Genomic DNA, 18012 nt, shown 5'->3' with positions numbered 1-18012 from the left:
AGCGTACCTTGATACCAACGGTTGTAATACCAATTTCCTTTCGGTCGCGCACGCCCGCTATTCCTAGTGAGCAGGGTTATCTTTCTCTCTTATCTCTTTTATATCACGTTTTTAACTTACAATTGCCTTAGATGGAAAATAGAGATATTACATAAAATTTTAAATCCGGTCTCAAAGTTGAAGAATGTAGGCTTGGAATAGCAGAAAGACTAATGAGATATCTAACAGTTATGAGTATTATTGCTTGGAGGATCTTCTTTATTACATCAATTGCAAGAGCTAACCCAACATTACCATGTACTACCTTATTAGCTGAAGAAGAATGGAAAGTTTTATACGTTAAAATACACAGAAAACCATGTCCAAGTGTAGTTCCCAACATAAAAGAAGCTGTTTCATGAACTTGGAGGCCATTTAGCAAGAAAAAATGACCCAAAACCAGGACCAATTACTCTTTGGAAAGGATATAAACGTCTCTTTGATTTAGCAGAAGGATGGCGACTTGCTCACGAACTTTATATTTGTGGGTAATAGTAAGTTGTTAGGGGGATCTGGAGATACCGCGGCGGTATGACGTAGGGAAATCTTACTTATTATAGCTATAGTTCTACATGAATTACAAAAGTAATATTTACTAGATCTTAATATTTTAGATCTATATTTTAATAAATAATGAGCTGTAATTAGTATGAATAATCCATTTAAAAGTGAGAACTATAAAAAAAATCTCGATTCTCTGATCAAAGCTGTAAAGCTAGGAAATGCAGAGAAACAATATAACAAAACGTTAAGGGATTTATCTCATGCATTAGAAGGTTTTACAGGTGAGGCAAAAGGTATAGCTGAGTTTGTTATATATACTGACTTGAACAATTATGTAGAACAGCCATTAGGTCTTTTTAAAACATTAATGAATAGAATTTTGGGAAAAAATTTTCCAACCAAGAACAGTAGTATAAGTAATTTTGTAAATGATGAGTTGTCAAGTTTCACTTTAGAAACAGCAGCTAAGTATACAAGAATTTTAAAAAAAATTGATCTCTTGGAACAATTAGAAAAAGATTTCAGAAAAAATAATATTTTAAAAGATTCTTTAAATTTAGAACAAAGTGAAAAGAGTCAAGGAAAAGATAGATCACACGAAGTGAGTTTGGAAGGTAGAAAGCAAAAGGAAGGTACTTTTGAGCTGCGAAAAGAAGAACAGCCGAAAGAAAAATTAGGTGGTAATCGCATGAGGCAAATAAAGCGACCAACAACAGCACCTCCGGCTGCTCCAGATTCGAGGAAGGTACGCTTTAAATCAGAAATATCCTCAGATGGAGAAAGCAAGGCAAAGTCTACATCTTCTTTACTAAAAGGAGCTAATAGTTTTAGTATGCCTGATGCTAAGGAAAATCCTTCTGAGGATTCAGGCTATGAAAGTTCATTAGATCAGGGGTCTGAATATGAAGACATATCAAATTATCAAGAGAAAAAGCAAAAGGAAAATCCTTTATATGAGCAGAGAGAAGATTCAGGCTATGGAAGTTCATTAAATGAAGAGTCTGTATACAAAGAGATATCAAATTATCAAGAGAAGAAGAGTAAAATTTTAATAGAAAATTCGCAGAGTTCAAAATCGCCCAAAGAAGAGCCAATTTATGCAACAGTTCCTAAAGAACATATAGAAGCAAAAAGAGAACGTAAGCAGAAACAACAACCTCAATCCCTCGTACCACCAAAACCACCGCAAGTGCCAAAAAAAATGTTTACTACTGGTCAAGAAGTTAGACAAGAATCGAAAGTGGTAATCAAAGATAAACCTGCAGTACCGCCAAAGCCTAAAAATCTAAGCCGTGCTAATCAAAAAGTAAGCACAGAGCCAAAAGTAGTAGGAGTAATTCTTAAAAAATCAGCTGAAAGAGTACCACTAAAATCTGAAAATCAAGACAATAGGAAATCAGCACAAAAAGCTGCTGGTAAGGCGATACCAAAAGTAGCAGCAGCTACTATGAAAGGAGGAGCTAATCGCGAGATGGGCAGTAAAGTAAAGGCATTAAAAGAAAAATTTGAGCAAAATCAAGCAAAAGGAAATGCTAATGTACAGCTTGCTGAAAGCAAAACCACTCCAGCAGCACAAGCGGATATCGGTGTGAAGAAAAAACAATCTCATTCATTTCTAACAGAGAATAAAAGATCTGCAACGAAACACGTAACAGCAAAATCTGATCCAAAATCTCATGTCAGCAAAAATTCCCTTCTCACGCATGCAAATGTAAAGGAAATGGTTGCACAAATTGAGAAAGGAAAAGGAGGAAGATAGTAACATTTGGGAAAAAAACATATGTGTCAAGTCAAGAGATTGTGAGCAAATTTAGGAAATTATAGCTAAACTGACTTAGATTTACCGACAATTTGAAAAACCGTCATTCCGCTAACTATAGTATTTTCAAAAGCGAATGATAAAGGTATAATATGTTTTTTTAAAGTAGGGAAAGCGATGGTATATAGTGTAGATTTAAGGGAAAAAGCAGTGTCTTTGGTAGAAAAAGGAAAGTCAAAGGTTGAAGTTGCAGAGGTTTTTGAGATAGGGATAGCAACACTATATAGATGGCTAAAAAAGAAAGCTACTGGCCAAGGTCTCAAAGCGGTAAAAAGTACTGGTTTTATTCGAAAAATAGATCCAGAAATACTCAAAGAATATGTCAAAAAACACCCAGATCACACACTAGCAGAAATGAAACAAAACCTTGGCTTTGGGATAAGTGCAATTTGGTATAGATTAAGACAGCTAAAAATAACCTTTAAAAAAAGTCACATTCTATCAAGAGCGCAATCAAGAAGATAGGCAGCAATTTATCGATAAAGTCTCAAAAATAGACCACTGTAGCATTTTATATATAGATGAAGCAGGAGTTGATAATAGACTATACCGAGAATATGCACGAGCTCCAAGAGGAGAAAAAATATATGCTGATGTTCCAGGAAAAAAGCGGGAAAGAGTGAGTATAATAGGTGGATGAGAAGTTTATTGCACCAATGACCTTCACAGGAGGGTGTAATAAAGATATATTTAATGTATGGTTAGAGCGAAGATTACTTCCACAATTACAGCGTGATACAACCATAGTTATGGATAATGCTACATTCCATAAAACTCCCAAAACAAAGTCATTAATAGAGTCTTTTGGCTGTCATTTGCTTTATCTTCCAACATATTCACCTGATCTAAATCCGATAGAGCATTGTTGGCACACCATCAAAAGTTGCCTCAGACCTCTAATGCATCAATGTACAGACTTACACCTTTTAGTTGGTAATACCATTTTAGACGTTTATCATTCGTTTTAGAAAATACTATAGTTGAAATAGCGCAGTTACTCACCCCATAAATTTGGTGCTCTCTTTCAATCAAAGGTGTCTTGCTGCTTGAAATGTTTTCTTTGTAAAAATTTGGCTTATCTTTATATCATCTCATTCAAACAGCATTAACATAACTTATGCCTTTTTTGGATGTAGAAATTTTCTAGGAATTGTCTTTTTGAATTCTATGGTATTTTGTTTAACATTGAAACAAGAGGCCAGTGTCACGCACTGGCATGACACCCATTTGTTCCTATAGTTGTCTTTTCTCGTCTACCTTATTTTGCCACTCTGCTGAACAGATACATAAAGAAAGTGGAAAATTGGACATTCTCAACTCGGCTCCTGCAGATTAAAAATTAAGTTGAATAAAAATTGGATTTGACGCAGTTTTTTCCCATAGTTTAAGAAATTAAAAGTTTAACGATTAGAATTATAATTACAAACCACAATAAAAAATAGACTTTTCCATTTGATTTATTTTTAATTTGGATGTTTTCTAATTTTTTATCAGCTATTAGGTTTAATTTTTTTATAAGGCTAAATATCCCTTGGATTGTTTTTACAGGATAAGAACTTCTAATTTTTTCCCTATACCCTATTTTATTTTCATGTTGACTGCTTATCCACGCTTCAACTACTTTCCACATATTGATTTCTGAGTAGATCTTTCTACATGTCCCTTCCAGTAAAATCATAGTTTTCTGCAGCAATAACAATTGTGTTTGAACTTTCATATCAAAATCACCAGTTATTTTTAATAGCTGAGCAAGTAAACTAGCAAATGAAATCTTCTGTATAGGCTGCCCAATAATGGGTTCACCTATTGCCCTGCAAGCTGTGACAAAATTTCTATGCTGTGATGAAACATAACCAGCCCTAAAGTGCATTTTTGCAACGTGATCATAATCCCGATTTAAAAAGCCTTTGAGTATCTCTATAACGTAATAGCATGTCTCACGATCTATTCTACCCATGATTCCACAATCCAGGGCAATAATATTGTTATTACTATCAACCATTAGATTTCCAGGATGCATATCAGCATGAAAAAAACAATCCCTGTATACTTGATTGCAAAACGATTCTATAAGATTGATAGCTATTTGCTTACGATTATTCAGTTTTTCAACTTCGTATATTGGCGTTGCTTCTATCCATTCTAATGTTAAAACCTTTTTCGAAGTTCTATTCCAATCTATTTCAGGTACGTAAAAACCTCTGTCATTTTTTGTGTTTTCCTTTAGTTCCGAAGAGTGAGCAGCTTCAAAACGTAGATCTAACTCTAATCGGCAAATTTCAGCAAAAGTTTTGACTAATTCAATTGGCCTCAGCCTTTTTGATTGTTCGCTAAATTTTTCTGCAATTTCTGCAAGCCAAGAAAGCATTTTTATATCCCTTGAGAATGTTTTCTCAATATTTGGCCTTAAAACCTTCACAGCAACTTCCTTACCCTCAGTTGTAACCGCTCTATGCACCTGAGAAATCGATGCTGCTGCAATTGGCTTTTCAGAAAAGCTTGAAAAAATGTCGCTCAATTTACAATTAAACTCACTTTCTATAGTTTTAACTGCTATTTTATGTGAAAATGATGGCAATCTATCACATATCAATAACAAGTTATTTGTTATATCCTCATTTAAAACATCAGTACGTGATGAGATAGACTGCCCAAACTTAATGAACACCGGACCTAATTTTTCAAGAGCACACTTTAGCTTGTGGCCTTGTATTTTATTTATTGATTTTTTTGATGGTGGAAGTAAATAAGGTAATATATTGTAACGCGTCAGCACCGTAGTTATGTGCAGAAGACGCAAAATATTTTGAATCATTTCGCTGCGTAACTGCTAAATATTTCATTTAGGGTTCTATTTTTCATAATCTCATCAGGCTTGCCTTGGCAATAGATAGTATTATTTATACAAATTATGTAATCTGAGGATGGTAGAGCAGAGTTAAGATCATGAGAAGTCATAAGAATCGATACCAATCGTTTTTTTGCTATTTTATTTATAATATCATAAAATTTAGCCCGCGCGTTAATATCCATTGCACTAACTGGTTCATCTAGAATGATCAAGTCAGGCTCTGCAATTAAACAACGTGCAAGCAGTAATAATTGTGTTTGCCCTGCAGAAATTTCTAACACTTGATTTTTCAAAATGTTACCGATACCAGCCAACTCTATCGTTTCTGTAATAATGGATTGATTTTTCTTTAGTCTTTTCAAGGAGCTATTTAAAAGAAAATATTCAACTGTTATTGGCATCAAATTACTAATACTAAAATTTTGCGGCATGTAGCTAATTTTTGTGTTCTCAGCTAACACAATATTTCCAGTATAATTTTTATTTATACCAGCAATTGCTTTCACTAAAGAGGTTTTACCTCCACCATTTGGACCAAGTATTGTAATTATGTCTCCTCTTTCCATGAACATATTGATATTGTCAAGGATTCTTTTACCATCATATGCGAGAGCAAGATTTTCTATTTTTAGAACACGATTATTGACATTATTCAATTTATTGACAAAATTTAACTTCTTCTCAACGTTTATATGAGACATTTACTGGCTTTTTTTCTATTACTTTCACTTACACTATACTATAATATTGCCTTTTCATCCAATTTAAAAGTTGTAGCTACAATCAAACCTATCCACTCACTTGTAGCTTCTGTTACAGAAGGGATTTTAGAACCGGAATTGCTTGGCTATGCAACATCTGCACATAATTATATATTAAAGCCATCTGATGCGAGTAATTTAGAATCAAGTGACGTTATATTTTATGTTGACGATAACTTAGAGACGTTTGTTCAAACTTTCGCCAAAAATAATAAAGAACTAGTGCAATTGTCAAAGGCAATCAACCTACTTCCTACTCGGCCACATTCATTTTCTAGAAAAATCACTCACATTCAAGATGAAAAAGATTTACACATGTGGCTGAGTCCCGAAAATGCAAAGAGCATGATACTTTCTATAAGTGCAACATTGTCTGACATAGATAAAGGAAATTCCCATCGATACAGTTCTAATGCAACAAAAGCTATAAAAAAAATAGACCAAGAAGTAAAAGAAATCATGAAAGAACTGAATGATTTTAAAAATCAAAAATACATCGTTACTCATGATGCTTATCAATATTTTGAAAAATATTTCGGTCTAAATCATCCAAGCGCTATTCTTTCCATAGAAGAGGATTCTTACATAGGTATGAAGAGTTTAATGAAGCTAAAAAAGATAATGAAGGAAGAAAACGTTAAATGTATATTTGCTCATTCACAGGAAGATAGCATAAAGCCTAACGCCCTTTCTAATGACGCAAAAATGGTAGTTCTTGATCCTATTGGATCAGACATAGAGCCTGGAAAAGATGCATATCTAGCTATAATCAATAGCATTGCACAAAATTTTAAGTCTTGTTTTGTTGAGTAATAAGTTCCCTTTTAGCTTACTGTTTTATTGTTCTACAAATCAAGAAGAAGTGAGTTTACAACAAATGGTGTCATTCCAGTCTGGAATCCAGCTTTTTCATAATCATCAAAACGTTGTATTTTAACATAAAATGGCTGCTTTTATGCTTACTAACTTAATAAAATTCCTGGATCCCAGTGGGCTTTGTTGCATCACACTTTATGAGATGGTGATTTATGGTAAATTCATGTAACTATCTCAAATTTAGCCATACCAATATCAGTGAATTTATTAAGCAAATAGCATTTAGTTCTTTTTCTCGATTTATCTCAGATTTATTCCTAAAACTAAATCCGAATATTTGCTTTAATCTTGAGAAAAACCCTTCAATATAAGATCTTTTCCCATAATTTACTTCTTTTTTCCATTCTTTCATGCCATCTTCACCGTATAATTTTATTAACCTAATAGCAGCATTCCTGTCAGACATATAATCTATTTCTGGATGTTCTGCCGCATTGTTTATTGGTGGAATTTTTGTCTTTATATCATATTCGTTACACAACTTATAAAACTTGTGCCTATCACATGCTCTATCTGCATATAGTGCTTTTATGGCATGCTGAAAATCAACTTCTTTTAGCAAATCACAAGCTCCATAGTGATCAGAGTAGACACCGTTACTGTATTTTACAGCTATGGCTTTTTTGTTGTTTATATTCAACATTACGTGCAATTTTCTCGTTTGCTCATAGCCACGATATTTTCTGTCAGTGCTATTTTCCTTGCTGTGTGTTGTTGTATATACTAATTCCTGTACTGTCTATAGCAATTTCGATATCTTCCATATTATTTTCTGCAATCATTTATCTTAATATTAAGTTTCTTTTGATGCTTGTGAATAGCTGCAAATCTCTTCCTATTTGTTGCAAATACCCTTTTATAAACCCGACTGTTTGTCTTAAACCAATTCTAAAGAAACTGACGATTATATGCACCAAAATCACAACTTTATCACTATAAATATAGTTGCCGCCCTGCATTTTTGGACAATTCTCGTACCAATTTTCTATGGCGTCATTGATATAACAAAAAATGCTTCCTCTTTCTTGGAGAAATTTGTTATATTCATGGCAGTTACTGACTCTCATTTTTTGTGGCATATTTTTTCTTCAACAGTTAAATGGCTATTTATAATGAATTTTGTCAGTAACTGCCAGTTCTTTTCACTTGAGCGATGCAACAAAGCCATCCCAGTGTCAAGCACTGGGATGACATCGTAGGGGTGCTGGCCTGATAACCGTCATCCCGCTACTTGTTAGCGGGATCTAGAGATACCGCGAATGAATCGCGGTATGACGGTTCGCGGCGGCATGACGATAAGGTTTATACCTTGTCATCCCAGTGCTTGACACCGAGATTGATTTATCTTGTCTACCTTATTTTGCCACTCCGCTGAACGGATACCATATTATGCAGGTTTAGAATTATGCTTTATTCTTACGTTTATGTCTTGGCCCAATACAATCAATAAGTTAAGCAAGTATTCTAAGGAGAACCCTTCGATTTTTGACCTATTGATTTGAGATACTTTAGGTTGATCAATCTTTAGAGCGTTTGCTGCTTTTTTCTGTGTTGTGTACTTCTTACTTATTAATTGTGCAATGACCTTTATTAATTTCAGTTTTGTATCTTTCACATCCCCCAACTCTACTATTATAGGATAACTTAATTGTAAATTTTGCATAATAATAAAATTCCTTATAAAAAAATTACTTTAGTTTTTCTTCTTTAAATAACACATGCCTTCTGACTACTGGGTCATACTTCCTAAACTCCAGTTTTTTGGTGAGCTTTTTTGGATTACGCTTTTTTACATAAAAATAGCCAGTTGATTTTTCTTCACCAGTTTTTGTTATCTTGATTGCAGTGCTGACTAACTTAACGAGCAAAGAAGCATTTTTTTTCGCCATACTTATAATGATATAATAAATTCTATGCGAGTTTATTACGCAAAATACTAAAAGTCAATCGAATAATGCAGATTGCAAAATCCTTGACAATCAACAGTGCATTAAGTAGCATAAAGTTAACTTCAGAATAAAAAGCAAACGGTAAATAAGTGACAAATAGTGGTAAAAGGGTATTATTGATAGAAAATTCTATCTGTTCTAATGAGGTAAGAGTTGCCTTGTCAATTAATAACAAGGTTGTAGAATTTGAACAAGAATTCAAGGAAAAAAAACAATTAAGAGGTAATATATACGTTGCTTATATAAAGCGTATAGAGCCTTCTTTGCAAGCCGTATTTATTGAATATGGGAAAAATAAGCAAGGTTTTTTGTCTTTTTCCGAGATATCTCTAGATTACTTCAACATTCCAGAAAAAGAAAAGGAAACTATCTTTGAGGGCTACTCAAATGACGATTGTATAGAAGAAGCCTCAGCAAATGTTTCTTCAGATTCTGCAGCTAGTAAGAATGTCAACGGATCAGGTAGTGGTTTTGTAAGAGAGGTACCTTTATATAAAAAATACAAATTACAAGATGTTATTTCAGTAAATCAAAAAGTATTGGTCCAGCTAACTAAAGAGGAACGAGGCAATAAAGGAGCTTCATTTACAACATACATAACTTTAGTGGGTAGATACTGTGTTTTCATGCCAAATTCCATGAGCAAAGGTGGAGTGTCCCGCAGAATTGAAGATGCTAATGTCAGAAAGCAGTTAAAGGAGATACTGAGTTCAATAAACTTGCCAAAAAGATCAGGTTTAATAGTAAGAACTGTTGGTTCAGGAAAAAATAAGAAAGAAATTGAGCAGGATTACAATTACTTATCCTCATTATGGCAGAGCATTCAAAAAAATGCCTTCTCTGTAAACGTTCCATCATTAATTTACAATGAAGCAGATGTAATTATGAGATCTGTTCGTGATTTTTGTAGCGATGGTATAGAAGTTATAGTGTCTGGAAAGGAAGCTTTTGAGGCAGTTAGGCAATATGCTAACAATGCACTAAAAGGTAGTAAGTTGCGCTATAGATTGTATAGAGGTTATGCTCCGATCTTTACTTACTACGGAATCGAAGATCAAATTTCTGAGTTATATAGCAATAGAGTAGAATTGCCATCTGGTGGGTCTTTGATAATAACTTTAACTGAGGCGTTTGTTTCAATAGACGTAAATTCAGGAAAGATGACAGGAGAAGATAGCATAGAAGAAACAGCTTATAGAACCAACATGGAAGCAGTACCTGAAATATCAAGACAGGTGAATCTTAGGGGCCTATCAGGATTAATAGTAGTCGATTTTATTGATATGTTGAAATATCAGTATTGCAGAGCTGTTGAGTCTGCTATAAAGCAAGCGTTTAAAGATGATAAAGCTAAAGTTCAATTTAGCTACATAAATGACTTTGGTTTAATGGTATTTTCAAGGCAAAGAATTAAACCAAACATACAAGAAATTAATACTACAGAGTGTTTACACTGCAAAGGTACTGGAAGAGTAAAATCAAACGAAGTAATTGTTTCATCAATACTAAGGGATTTACAACATATTGCTAACAAGAATCGAAATAAGTCTTTTGATTTAGTAGCACACAGTGCAGTTATAGCGCACATTTTTAATAACAAACGCAATACAGTTTCTACAATCGAAAAAGAGTTTAATATTATATTGAACGTTAGTATTGATAACAGTTTAGATGTAAATACATTTGTTTTAAAACAAGGAGATGATGTTAATTTAAACGGTTATAAGCCATTACAGAACTCTGGATACCAAATTGGGGATAGCAGCAATGAAGAAGCTGATAATTCAAATAAACTACGAGGCAATTTTTGGCTGACTAAGTGGCTTTCGCGCCTTTTAAGTTCTAATAACTAATTAGAAACCTAAATTGGGCTTGTAATTAATGAGCCCTATACTTATATATTCTTATATCAGATAATATTTACAATGGGGTACTCATTATGGGAAGAGCAATAGGCATAGATCTCGGAACAACAAATTCTTGTGTTGCAATAATGCAGGGCAAGGATACAAAGGTAATAGAAAATAAAGAAGGGGCAAGAACTACTCCATCTATAGTTGCATTGACTTCTTCAGGAGAAAGGTTGATTGGTGCTCCAGCAAAAAGGCAAGCAACCACCAATGCAAGTAATACCTTTTTTGCTACTAAGAGATTAATAGGCCGTCAATATAGTGATCCTGAGATGAAAAATCTAAGTGTACCATACAAAGTATTTGCAGCAAAAAGTGGTGATGCATGGGTTAAAACAACTGATAATAAAGAATATTCTCCTAGTCAAATTGGTGCATTTATACTACAAAACATGAAAGAGGCAGCAGAAGCTTATCTTGGAGAGGAAGTAAAAGATGCTGTGATAACAGTGCCAGCATACTTCAACGACTCTCAACGTCAAGCAACAAAAGATGCAGGAAAAATTGCCGGATTAAATGTACTCAGAATAGTAAATGAACCGACTGCTGCAGCACTTGCTTATGGTCTTGATAAGAAACATGGGCACACAATAGTAGTATATGACCTTGGTGGTGGTACATTTGACGTTTCAATACTTGAAATAGGTGATGGAGTTTTCGAAGTGAAAGCAACAAACGGTGATACCCATCTTGGAGGTGAAGACTTTGATAATGGAGTAGTGAGTTATTTACTAGATGAATTCAAGAAAAGTAATGGCATTGATTTGAAAAATGATCCAATGGCTATGCAAAGAATCAAAGAAGCTGCTGAAAAAGCGAAAATTGAATTATCAAGTGCAATGGAAACGGAAATAAATCTACCGTTTATTACAGCTGATGCAAGTGGTCCAAAACACTTAAATATGAAATTAACGAGAGCAAAACTTGAAAGCTTAGTGAATGATTTAATCGAAAGAACTATGGCTCCTTGTAAAAAAGCTCTTGAGGATGCTGGTTTATCTGCTAGTCAAATTGGCGAAGTGGTTCTTGTTGGTGGCATGACTCGTATGCCAAAAGTCATAGAGAAAGTTAAAGAATTCTTTGGCAAAGATCCACATAGAGGAGTTAACCCTGATGAAGTTGTAGCAATTGGAGCTGCAATACAGGCGGGGATCATTCAAGGTGATGTAAGAGATGTGTTACTACTTGATGTGACCCCACTTTCTCTTGGTATTGAAACTCTAGGAGGAGTATTCACTCCACTTATTGAGCGTAATACTACAATTCCTACTAAAAAATCTCAGGTGTTTTCAACTGCAGAAGATAACCAAACAGCTGTTACAATTAAGGTGCATCAGGGTGAAAGAAAACTGGCAGTTGATAATAAGCTACTCGGTCAGTTTAGTTTGGAAGGGATACCTCCTGCTCCGCGCGGAAGGCCACAAATTGAAGTGACATTTGATATAGATGCAAATGGAATAGCACACGTTTCTGCAAAAGATAAAGCTACTGGAAAAGAGCAAAAAATACGCATTCAATCTTCAGGTGGTTTATCTGATAATGAAATAAATCGCATGGTAAAAGAAGCTGAAGAAAAAGCGCAAGAAGATGAAAAGCGCAAAAAGTTTATTGAAGTGAAGAATCAAGCGGATAGCTTAGTCCATTCTACAGAAAAGTCTCTGACAGAGTATGGTGATAAAGTTTCACCAGAAGATAGATCTGCTATTGAAAATGCAGTTAACGAATTAAAAGAAGTTAGTAAATCTGATAACATTGATGACGCTGATTCAATACAGCAGAAAGTTACTAATCTTTCTCAATTATCTATGAAACTTGGAGAAGCTATGTATCAAACATCTCAACAAAATAGTGCTGAAAATGGCTTTTCATCAGAAGGAAATCCAAATGATAAAGAGGAAAAAGTAGTAGATTCTGATTATCAAGACATAGATAATAAAGAAGAGAATAAATAATTGTGATCACTTTTCCTGTCATCCGAGTAGCTGACACTGAGATGACAGGAGGAGCATATTGTTGCTTAAAGAAACCATTATGGACATTATTAAGGCAATAGAAGAAAAGATACGCGATTCGATAGATGTAATTGATATCAACATTATCGATGAATCAGCAAAGCATGCTGATCATTATTTTGCTTCATCTTCAACATTACCTTCGCACATTAAATTAATATTAATATCTGACGGCTTTATTGGAATGAGCGTTCTAAAAAGACACAAGTTGATTTATGAGTTATTGAAGGGTGAGATAGAGCTAATACATGCAATTTCTCTTCACTTGTATACGCAAGATGAGTACAATTTAAAAAATAAATAATAAAAATGTGAAGGAAGAGTCTATATTAGTTAAAGCAGGAAGAAAATTTAATGACTATAAAGGTTCCATGAACCCGCCAGTTTATCATTCTTCTACCATATTATTCCCTACTTACAAGGACTACTTAAATGCAGCAAATGGAGAAAGTATATACGATGTAATCAACGATGGTGTTGCAAGGGATTATAGCTACAGTAATGTTGGTACTCCTACTGTTCATTATCTTTCAAATGCACTGGCTGAAATTGAAGGGAGTGGACAAGCGCTTATTTATCCTTCCGGACTATTTGCACTTACTTTTGCTATTCTAACTTTCGCTAAAGCAGGCTCGCACGTTTTAATTCAAGATAATAGTTATTATAGGCTTAGGAGGTTTGCAGAAAATGAGCTACCAAAAAGAGGAACAGAAGTAACTTTTTATGATCCAACACAGGATATAACTGATTTAATTCAGAGTAATACTTCATTGATAATGATCGAGACTCCTGGTTCTGTAACGTTTGAGATTTCGAATATAGAGCATATAGTAAAAGTTGCTAAGGAACATAAAATTGTGACCGTTTGTGACAATTCATGGGCCACTCCTTTGTTATTTAAGCCGCTTGATTATGGAGTTGATGTTGCACTATATGCGGTGACAAAGTATCTAGCCGGTCACTCAGATTTAGTGATGGGGGCTATTATTGCTGAAGGTGAAATTTTTAAATTGCTTTATGAGAGCTATAAAAATTATGGGGTAACCATTCAATCGCACGACTGCTACCTTGCACATAGGGGACTTAGAACATTGTACACACGTATGAAAAGGCACCAAAATACAGCAATGGAAGTGGCAAAGTGGCTAGAAAAACATTCAAAAATCAAAAAAGTTTTGTATCCAGCACTTCCCTCCCATCCTCAACACGAATTATGGAAAAGTTACTTCAAAGGAGCAAGCGGCACATTCAGTATAGCACTAGATAGAGAATATTCATGTGAAGAACTAAGCTGCATGGTTGATCACATGAAAATTTTTGGTATCGGTGCTTCTTGGGGAGGATGCGACAGTTTGATATTACCAATAGATCGTAGATCTATGTCAAGATCTGTAATGAATTCAGATTATGGTGGAAGTTTTATACGGATATTTTGTGGACTGGAAGATCCTGAAGATTTAATCTCTGATTTAAATGCTGCACTAGCAAGGTTGCCATGTTTGAACACTAAAACTGGCAGATGAAACTGAGAGAATTACTGCATAACATTATTGATGTTAACTTTGATATTGAAATCAAGGGCGTTACATGTAATCCCAATAGAGTAAAGGAAGGTTATCTTTTTGTTTGTGTGTCTGCGGTGTCATTCCAGCGCGTGACGCTGGAATCTAGAAAACCAGCATGTATCCAGATTTTTCCTACTGAATCCCAGTATCACGCACACGACTGTGTAGACGTTGTCATACAAGGAACCAAAAAAGATGTCATCCCAGTGCTTGACTACTTGGATCCAGAAAATTTAATTGCAAATGAACACACTAAGCAATTGCATAATAAAAACTGGATTCCAGTGTCAGCTACTTGCATGACAAATACTCCGAGTTTTGCAGTGCTTGACCACCCAAACCCTCAAGAAATATACAGAGAAATAGTCAGCAGGTTTTATCAATTCAAACAGCCCAAATATGTTGCTGCTGTAACTGGTACAAATGGTAAAACTTCAGTAGTAGAATTTTGCCGCCAGATCTGGCAAAACTCTGGCTATAATGCTGCGTCTATTGGAACACTTGGAACATGCATCAATAATGACAGAGAAGATAATAGCGATAATCTTACCACTCCAGGCGCAGATGACCTTTATTCCACATTATGTGGTATAAATAGTAAGAACGTAGAACAATTAGCATTAGAGGCTTCAAGCCATGGAATTGACCAATACAGAATTCATGGACTTAGGTTCACTGCTGCAGCTTTTACTAATTTCTCGCAAGATCATTTGGACTATCATAAGAGTATCGATGAGTATTTTGAGGCTAAGAAAAGGTTATTTTATGAGGTACTACCAGAGGGAGAAACAGTAATTTTAAATGCGGATATAAATGAGTACCATGCATTGCTTAAAATAGCTGAAAAACGCAGCAACAAAGTTATCACCTATGGAAAAACAGGTTCTGATATTACTTTATTAGAGCAAACACCAACCCCTAATGGTCAATACCTTACAATTAAAATTGGCGATGAAATTTATAACATGTTTTTTCCAGTTTTGGGGCAATTTCAAGCATATAATCTGTTGTGTGCAATTGGTATAGTTACCTCGTCTGGACTGAATTACAGAGAAATATCTATAGGTAAACTCGTTTCTCCACCAGGAAGAATGGAAAAAGTTAAACCTTTTGCATTCGTGGATTACGCACACACTCCAAGTGCGCTTAAACAAGCCCTGTTGTCTTTAAAATGGCACTTCAACAAAAAAATAGTCCTAGTTTTTGGATGCGGTGGCAATCGTGATCGGAAGAAGCGTTCAGAAATGGGTAAAATAGCACAAATGTATGCAGACAAAGTAATAATCACAGATGACAATCCGCGTGATGAAGATCCTGCAAAAATTCGCCACGATATTTTGCTATATTGTCCTAGTGCACTGGAGATAGGGGACAGGAAAGAAGCCATAGAAAAAGGCATAGATATTGCCTATAACGAGGGTATGATTCTGCTGGTTGCAGGAAAAGGACATGAGAAATTTCAAATCATAGGGAATCAAACCTTTGAGTTTAGTGATGTTGAGGTTATTAAAAGTAAAGTTTTATCTTGACCTATATACTCTGACCAATTTCCTGTACAGAGCTCTCTGTTCCTTCCATTTTAGTGTTAGGTTTTGACATTACGTACGCAATGCAAACAGATACTAATGCAATGGATACAGATATACCAATAGTTACTAGTATAGGTAATTCAACAATGTATCCAATACCCGCCACTATCAATGCAGTTGCAATACCACCTACAGCAATCATTTTTGCTTGCCTTTTTTTCTTACATTCCATTTCTCTCTTATGTTTTTCTTCTTCTGCTTTCTTTAAAGCAGCAGCATTTTCCTTATGCTTCTCTTCTTCTGCTTTCTCCAAGACAGCAATCACCTCTTTGTCTGTAGCAAACATACTGGGAATGGAATTATTATTATCTAGTGCTAAAGGACTAGCTCCTTTATTTAACAGGCACCTCACTGCATTTATATGATTATTAGTAGCAGCAAAATGCAGCGGTGTTGAGCCAAGTTTAGAACATGAGTGAATATGTGCTCCTTGCTCCAGTAGTAATTCTATTATTTCCGTATTACCGCTGCTAGCGGCACAATGCAGAGCAGTGTGTCCACCACCATCGCGTGTACTAACCTCTGCACCTTTCTCCAGTAGACGTCTTACTGTTTTTACTAAGCCTTTATGAGCAGCAATGTTTAACGCAGTAGTATAATACCTAGAAGCATGGGTAATCTCTTGCCGTATTTCAAATAAATGATCTATGTGAAAATTAAGTCTTTTCCACTGATTGTATGTATCTTGGTTACATGCGAGCAGCTTTTGCTTAATTTCTTCAATTATGTCACTTTCTTTTGATTCTTGCTCTATTTCTTGGAATATAGCATCAATTTCTTGCTCTTTTATACTCATACGCTCCCCAACAACTATTCAACTATAAATTATAATTTTATGGATATAGTAAAAGCAAGCCAAGATTTTATGTAATAGCCTCACAATCATTCACCGTTCTTGCAAGTGATAGCACTCTCACTTCTTTTGCACCGGAGTTTAAAATTTCCTGAGAGCAAGATCTTACAGTTGCTCCGGTTGTTACCACATCATCAACTAATATCACGATTTTATTTTCGATAATTTTCTTGTTGCTTGTTTTAAAAGCCTTCTTTAAATTTTTTTCACGCTGTTTAAGTGAAAGACCAGCTTGAGGCGCAGTATGGCGAAGGCGTTTTATTGCAAATGGCGTATAGGATAAATTGGACAACTTACTCAATTCTTTTGCAAGCAGTGCTGCTTGATTATATTTACGTTTAAACAAGCGCATTTTATGTAACGGTATAGGGATTATGATCTCTGCGTTCTGAAATGTATCCTGATTAGCTTGGTGTATCCACTTTGCATAGATTTTTACGTAATTCAAATTATCAAAAAATTTGAAATTTATAATCATGTTTCTACTATGTTGATCATAAGCAAAAACTGATCTTAATACTTTAAACGGTGGAGGATTGATGATGCACTTACCACACGTATAAATATTGTCTGAGATTACTACGCCACAAACATTGCAGTAATGCTTAGTTAGAAAATTGATTTTTTTGTTGCATTCACTACACAGATTAAGATTTTCATCAATGATACATTCGCAACTTACGCATACGCTTGGAAATATGAGATTTGTAGCTTTTTTTAGTAAGAGAAGGTTCACAACTCATTAAATATATTATAAAATAATTTATATAGTATAGCTAAAGTAACTTAAGCTTACACTCTTTCACTTTTTATTCCATTTCAATATAGTTCAAACTGAGCCACTGCTGGGTGCTGTAGCTAGTGCAAGTCAGGTTTTCCTACTTCATACCGCCGCGGTATCTCTAGATCCCGCTAACAAGCAGCGGGATGACGAATTTGTCGTTTATCAAATCGTCGGTAAACCTAAGTCACTTTAGTTATAGTATCAAACATAAAGGTTGCAATATTATGTTGGCTGCTAAAATAGCACCAAGTGCACACAATGAATACACTTTCTCTGCCCTGTGACCCACGTTTATCATTATCTTGATAATACTTGTTATAATTGTCTTTACTCTCAACTCCACAAATTACATCTTTCACAGGTCCTAGCACATTATCAACGTAACGTACAGATTTATAGAAACTATTTTCTGGAACTAGTGTGTTATCTTCTGCTTTCTTAGCAGGTACAACTCCATATTCAACGTACCTTCTAAAGTATCGATATACTGACATTCTTAT

18 protein-coding genes and 2 pseudogenes are annotated in these 18012 nt (G+C 34.8%); 11 read left to right on the top strand and 9 right to left on the bottom strand.

The window, feature by feature from the left end; genetic code table 11:
* Positions 1–123: 123 nt before the first annotated feature.
* The 4 genes and pseudogenes from ACFEL3_RS06355 to ACFEL3_RS06340 all read left to right on the top strand — a co-directional run.
* Positions 124–531: pseudogene (locus tag ACFEL3_RS06355) on the top strand (IS4 family transposase); the annotation flags it as partial.
* Positions 532–688: 157 nt separating this feature from the next.
* Positions 689–2302 carry a hypothetical protein gene (locus ACFEL3_RS06350; protein ID WP_010962938.1) on the top strand — a complete coding sequence of 538 codons (1614 nt, stop codon included), beginning with the start codon at positions 689–691 and terminating at the stop codon, positions 2300–2302.
* A 177-nt stretch (positions 2303–2479) separates the two neighbouring features.
* Positions 2480–2827 carry an IS630 transposase-related protein gene (locus tag ACFEL3_RS06345; RefSeq protein WP_022626382.1) on the top strand — a complete coding sequence of 116 codons (348 nt, stop codon included), beginning with the start codon at positions 2480–2482 and terminating at the stop codon, positions 2825–2827.
* Positions 2828–2994: 167 nt separating this feature from the next.
* Positions 2995–3330, top strand: coding sequence for a transposase (locus ACFEL3_RS06340; protein WP_049973597.1), 336 nt, complete (start codon positions 2995–2997; stop codon positions 3328–3330).
* Between the two features lie 416 nt (positions 3331–3746).
* Here ACFEL3_RS06340 and ubiB read toward each other — a convergent pair whose 3' ends face one another.
* The gene (ubiB, locus tag ACFEL3_RS06335) at positions 3747–5177 is read right to left on the bottom strand and encodes a 2-polyprenylphenol 6-hydroxylase (RefSeq protein WP_375316756.1); all 1431 of its coding nucleotides are present in this window, start codon (positions 5175–5177) and stop codon (positions 3747–3749) included.
* Positions 5174–5914 (bottom strand): metal ABC transporter ATP-binding protein, encoded by a 741-nt coding sequence (locus ACFEL3_RS06330; RefSeq protein ID WP_038199232.1) that lies wholly within the window; start codon positions 5912–5914, stop codon positions 5174–5176. Before ACFEL3_RS06330 ends, ubiB begins: the two co-directional genes overlap by 4 nt.
* On the opposite strand from ACFEL3_RS06330, the gene ACFEL3_RS06325 reads away from it, so the two are divergent.
* A complete protein-coding gene (locus tag ACFEL3_RS06325) occupies positions 5906–6787 on the top strand; it encodes a zinc ABC transporter substrate-binding protein (protein WP_010962934.1) in 882 nt (293 codons plus the stop codon). The genes ACFEL3_RS06330 and ACFEL3_RS06325 overlap by 9 nt on opposite strands.
* Positions 6788–7019: 232 nt before the next feature.
* Here the strand turns inward: ACFEL3_RS06325 and ACFEL3_RS06320 are convergent, their stop codons facing one another.
* Together ACFEL3_RS06320 and ACFEL3_RS06315 are read right to left on the bottom strand one after the other, a co-directional pair.
* Positions 7020–7493 (bottom strand): transposase, encoded by a 474-nt coding sequence (locus ACFEL3_RS06320; protein WP_250296353.1) that lies wholly within the window; start codon positions 7491–7493, stop codon positions 7020–7022.
* A 139-nt stretch (positions 7494–7632) separates the two neighbouring features.
* Positions 7633–7839, bottom strand: coding sequence for a transposase (locus tag ACFEL3_RS06315; RefSeq protein WP_233641170.1), 207 nt, complete (start codon positions 7837–7839; stop codon positions 7633–7635).
* On the opposite strand from ACFEL3_RS06315, the gene ACFEL3_RS06310 reads away from it, so the two are divergent.
* On the top strand, positions 7759–8049 hold the full coding sequence (locus tag ACFEL3_RS06310; RefSeq protein ID WP_233641017.1) for a hypothetical protein: 291 nt from the start codon (positions 7759–7761) through the stop codon (positions 8047–8049). The genes ACFEL3_RS06315 and ACFEL3_RS06310 overlap by 81 nt on opposite strands.
* A 188-nt stretch (positions 8050–8237) precedes the next feature.
* Here the strand turns inward: ACFEL3_RS06310 and ACFEL3_RS06305 are convergent, their stop codons facing one another.
* Both ACFEL3_RS06305 and rpmG read right to left on the bottom strand, forming a co-directional pair.
* Entirely contained in the window at positions 8238–8513 is a 276-nt protein-coding gene (locus ACFEL3_RS06305) for a helix-turn-helix domain-containing protein (protein WP_010082632.1), read from the bottom strand.
* Between the two features lie 25 nt (positions 8514–8538).
* The gene (gene rpmG, locus ACFEL3_RS06300; protein WP_010082633.1) at positions 8539–8739 is read right to left on the bottom strand and encodes a 50S ribosomal protein L33; all 201 of its coding nucleotides are present in this window, start codon (positions 8737–8739) and stop codon (positions 8539–8541) included.
* Positions 8740–8888: 149 nt separating this feature from the next.
* Between rpmG and ACFEL3_RS06295 the strand changes: the two genes are divergently transcribed.
* From ACFEL3_RS06295 to ACFEL3_RS06275, 5 genes and pseudogenes are all read left to right on the top strand, one after another.
* Positions 8889–10652 carry a ribonuclease E/G gene (locus tag ACFEL3_RS06295; RefSeq protein WP_265039585.1) on the top strand — a complete coding sequence of 588 codons (1764 nt, stop codon included), beginning with the start codon at positions 8889–8891 and terminating at the stop codon, positions 10650–10652.
* Between the two features lie 86 nt (positions 10653–10738).
* Positions 10739–12661, top strand: coding sequence for a molecular chaperone DnaK (gene dnaK / locus ACFEL3_RS06290; RefSeq protein ID WP_010962930.1), 1923 nt, complete (start codon positions 10739–10741; stop codon positions 12659–12661).
* Between the two features lie 79 nt (positions 12662–12740).
* Positions 12741–13025, top strand: a complete 285-nt coding sequence (locus ACFEL3_RS06285; RefSeq protein WP_010962929.1) for a BolA family protein — start codon at positions 12741–12743, stop codon at positions 13023–13025.
* 7 nt (positions 13026–13032) lie between these two features.
* A pseudogene (metC, locus tag ACFEL3_RS06280) lies at positions 13033–14266 on the top strand (cystathionine beta-lyase).
* Positions 14241–15815: a UDP-N-acetylmuramoyl-L-alanyl-D-glutamate--2,6-diaminopimelate ligase gene (locus tag ACFEL3_RS06275; protein ID WP_070356941.1), complete on the top strand. Its 1575-nt coding sequence runs from the start codon at positions 14241–14243 to the stop codon at positions 15813–15815. Before metC ends, ACFEL3_RS06275 begins: the two are co-directional and overlap by 26 nt.
* Before the next feature lies 1 nt (position 15816).
* Here ACFEL3_RS06275 and ACFEL3_RS06270 read toward each other — a convergent pair whose 3' ends face one another.
* From ACFEL3_RS06270 to ACFEL3_RS06260, 3 genes are all read right to left on the bottom strand, one after another.
* A complete protein-coding gene (locus ACFEL3_RS06270) occupies positions 15817–16671 on the bottom strand; it encodes an ankyrin repeat domain-containing protein (RefSeq protein ID WP_182282677.1) in 855 nt (284 codons plus the stop codon).
* 67 nt (positions 16672–16738) lie between these two features.
* Complete coding sequence (locus ACFEL3_RS06265; protein ID WP_208571762.1) at positions 16739–17464, bottom strand: ComF family protein; 726 nt, start codon at positions 17462–17464, stop codon at positions 16739–16741.
* Positions 17465–17691: 227 nt separating this feature from the next.
* Positions 17692–18006 carry a hypothetical protein gene (locus tag ACFEL3_RS06260; RefSeq protein ID WP_010082388.1) on the bottom strand — a complete coding sequence of 105 codons (315 nt, stop codon included), beginning with the start codon at positions 18004–18006 and terminating at the stop codon, positions 17692–17694.
* Positions 18007–18012: the final 6 nt, after the last annotated feature.

It is taken from the genome of Wolbachia endosymbiont (group A) of Opomyza germinationis (genome assembly GCF_964264765.1).
Lineage (GTDB): Bacteria > Pseudomonadota > Alphaproteobacteria > Rickettsiales > Anaplasmataceae > Wolbachia > Wolbachia pipientis.
The sequence above is the reverse complement of the archived record's forward strand: the minus strand, read 5'-3'. Positions and strand labels throughout refer to the sequence as shown.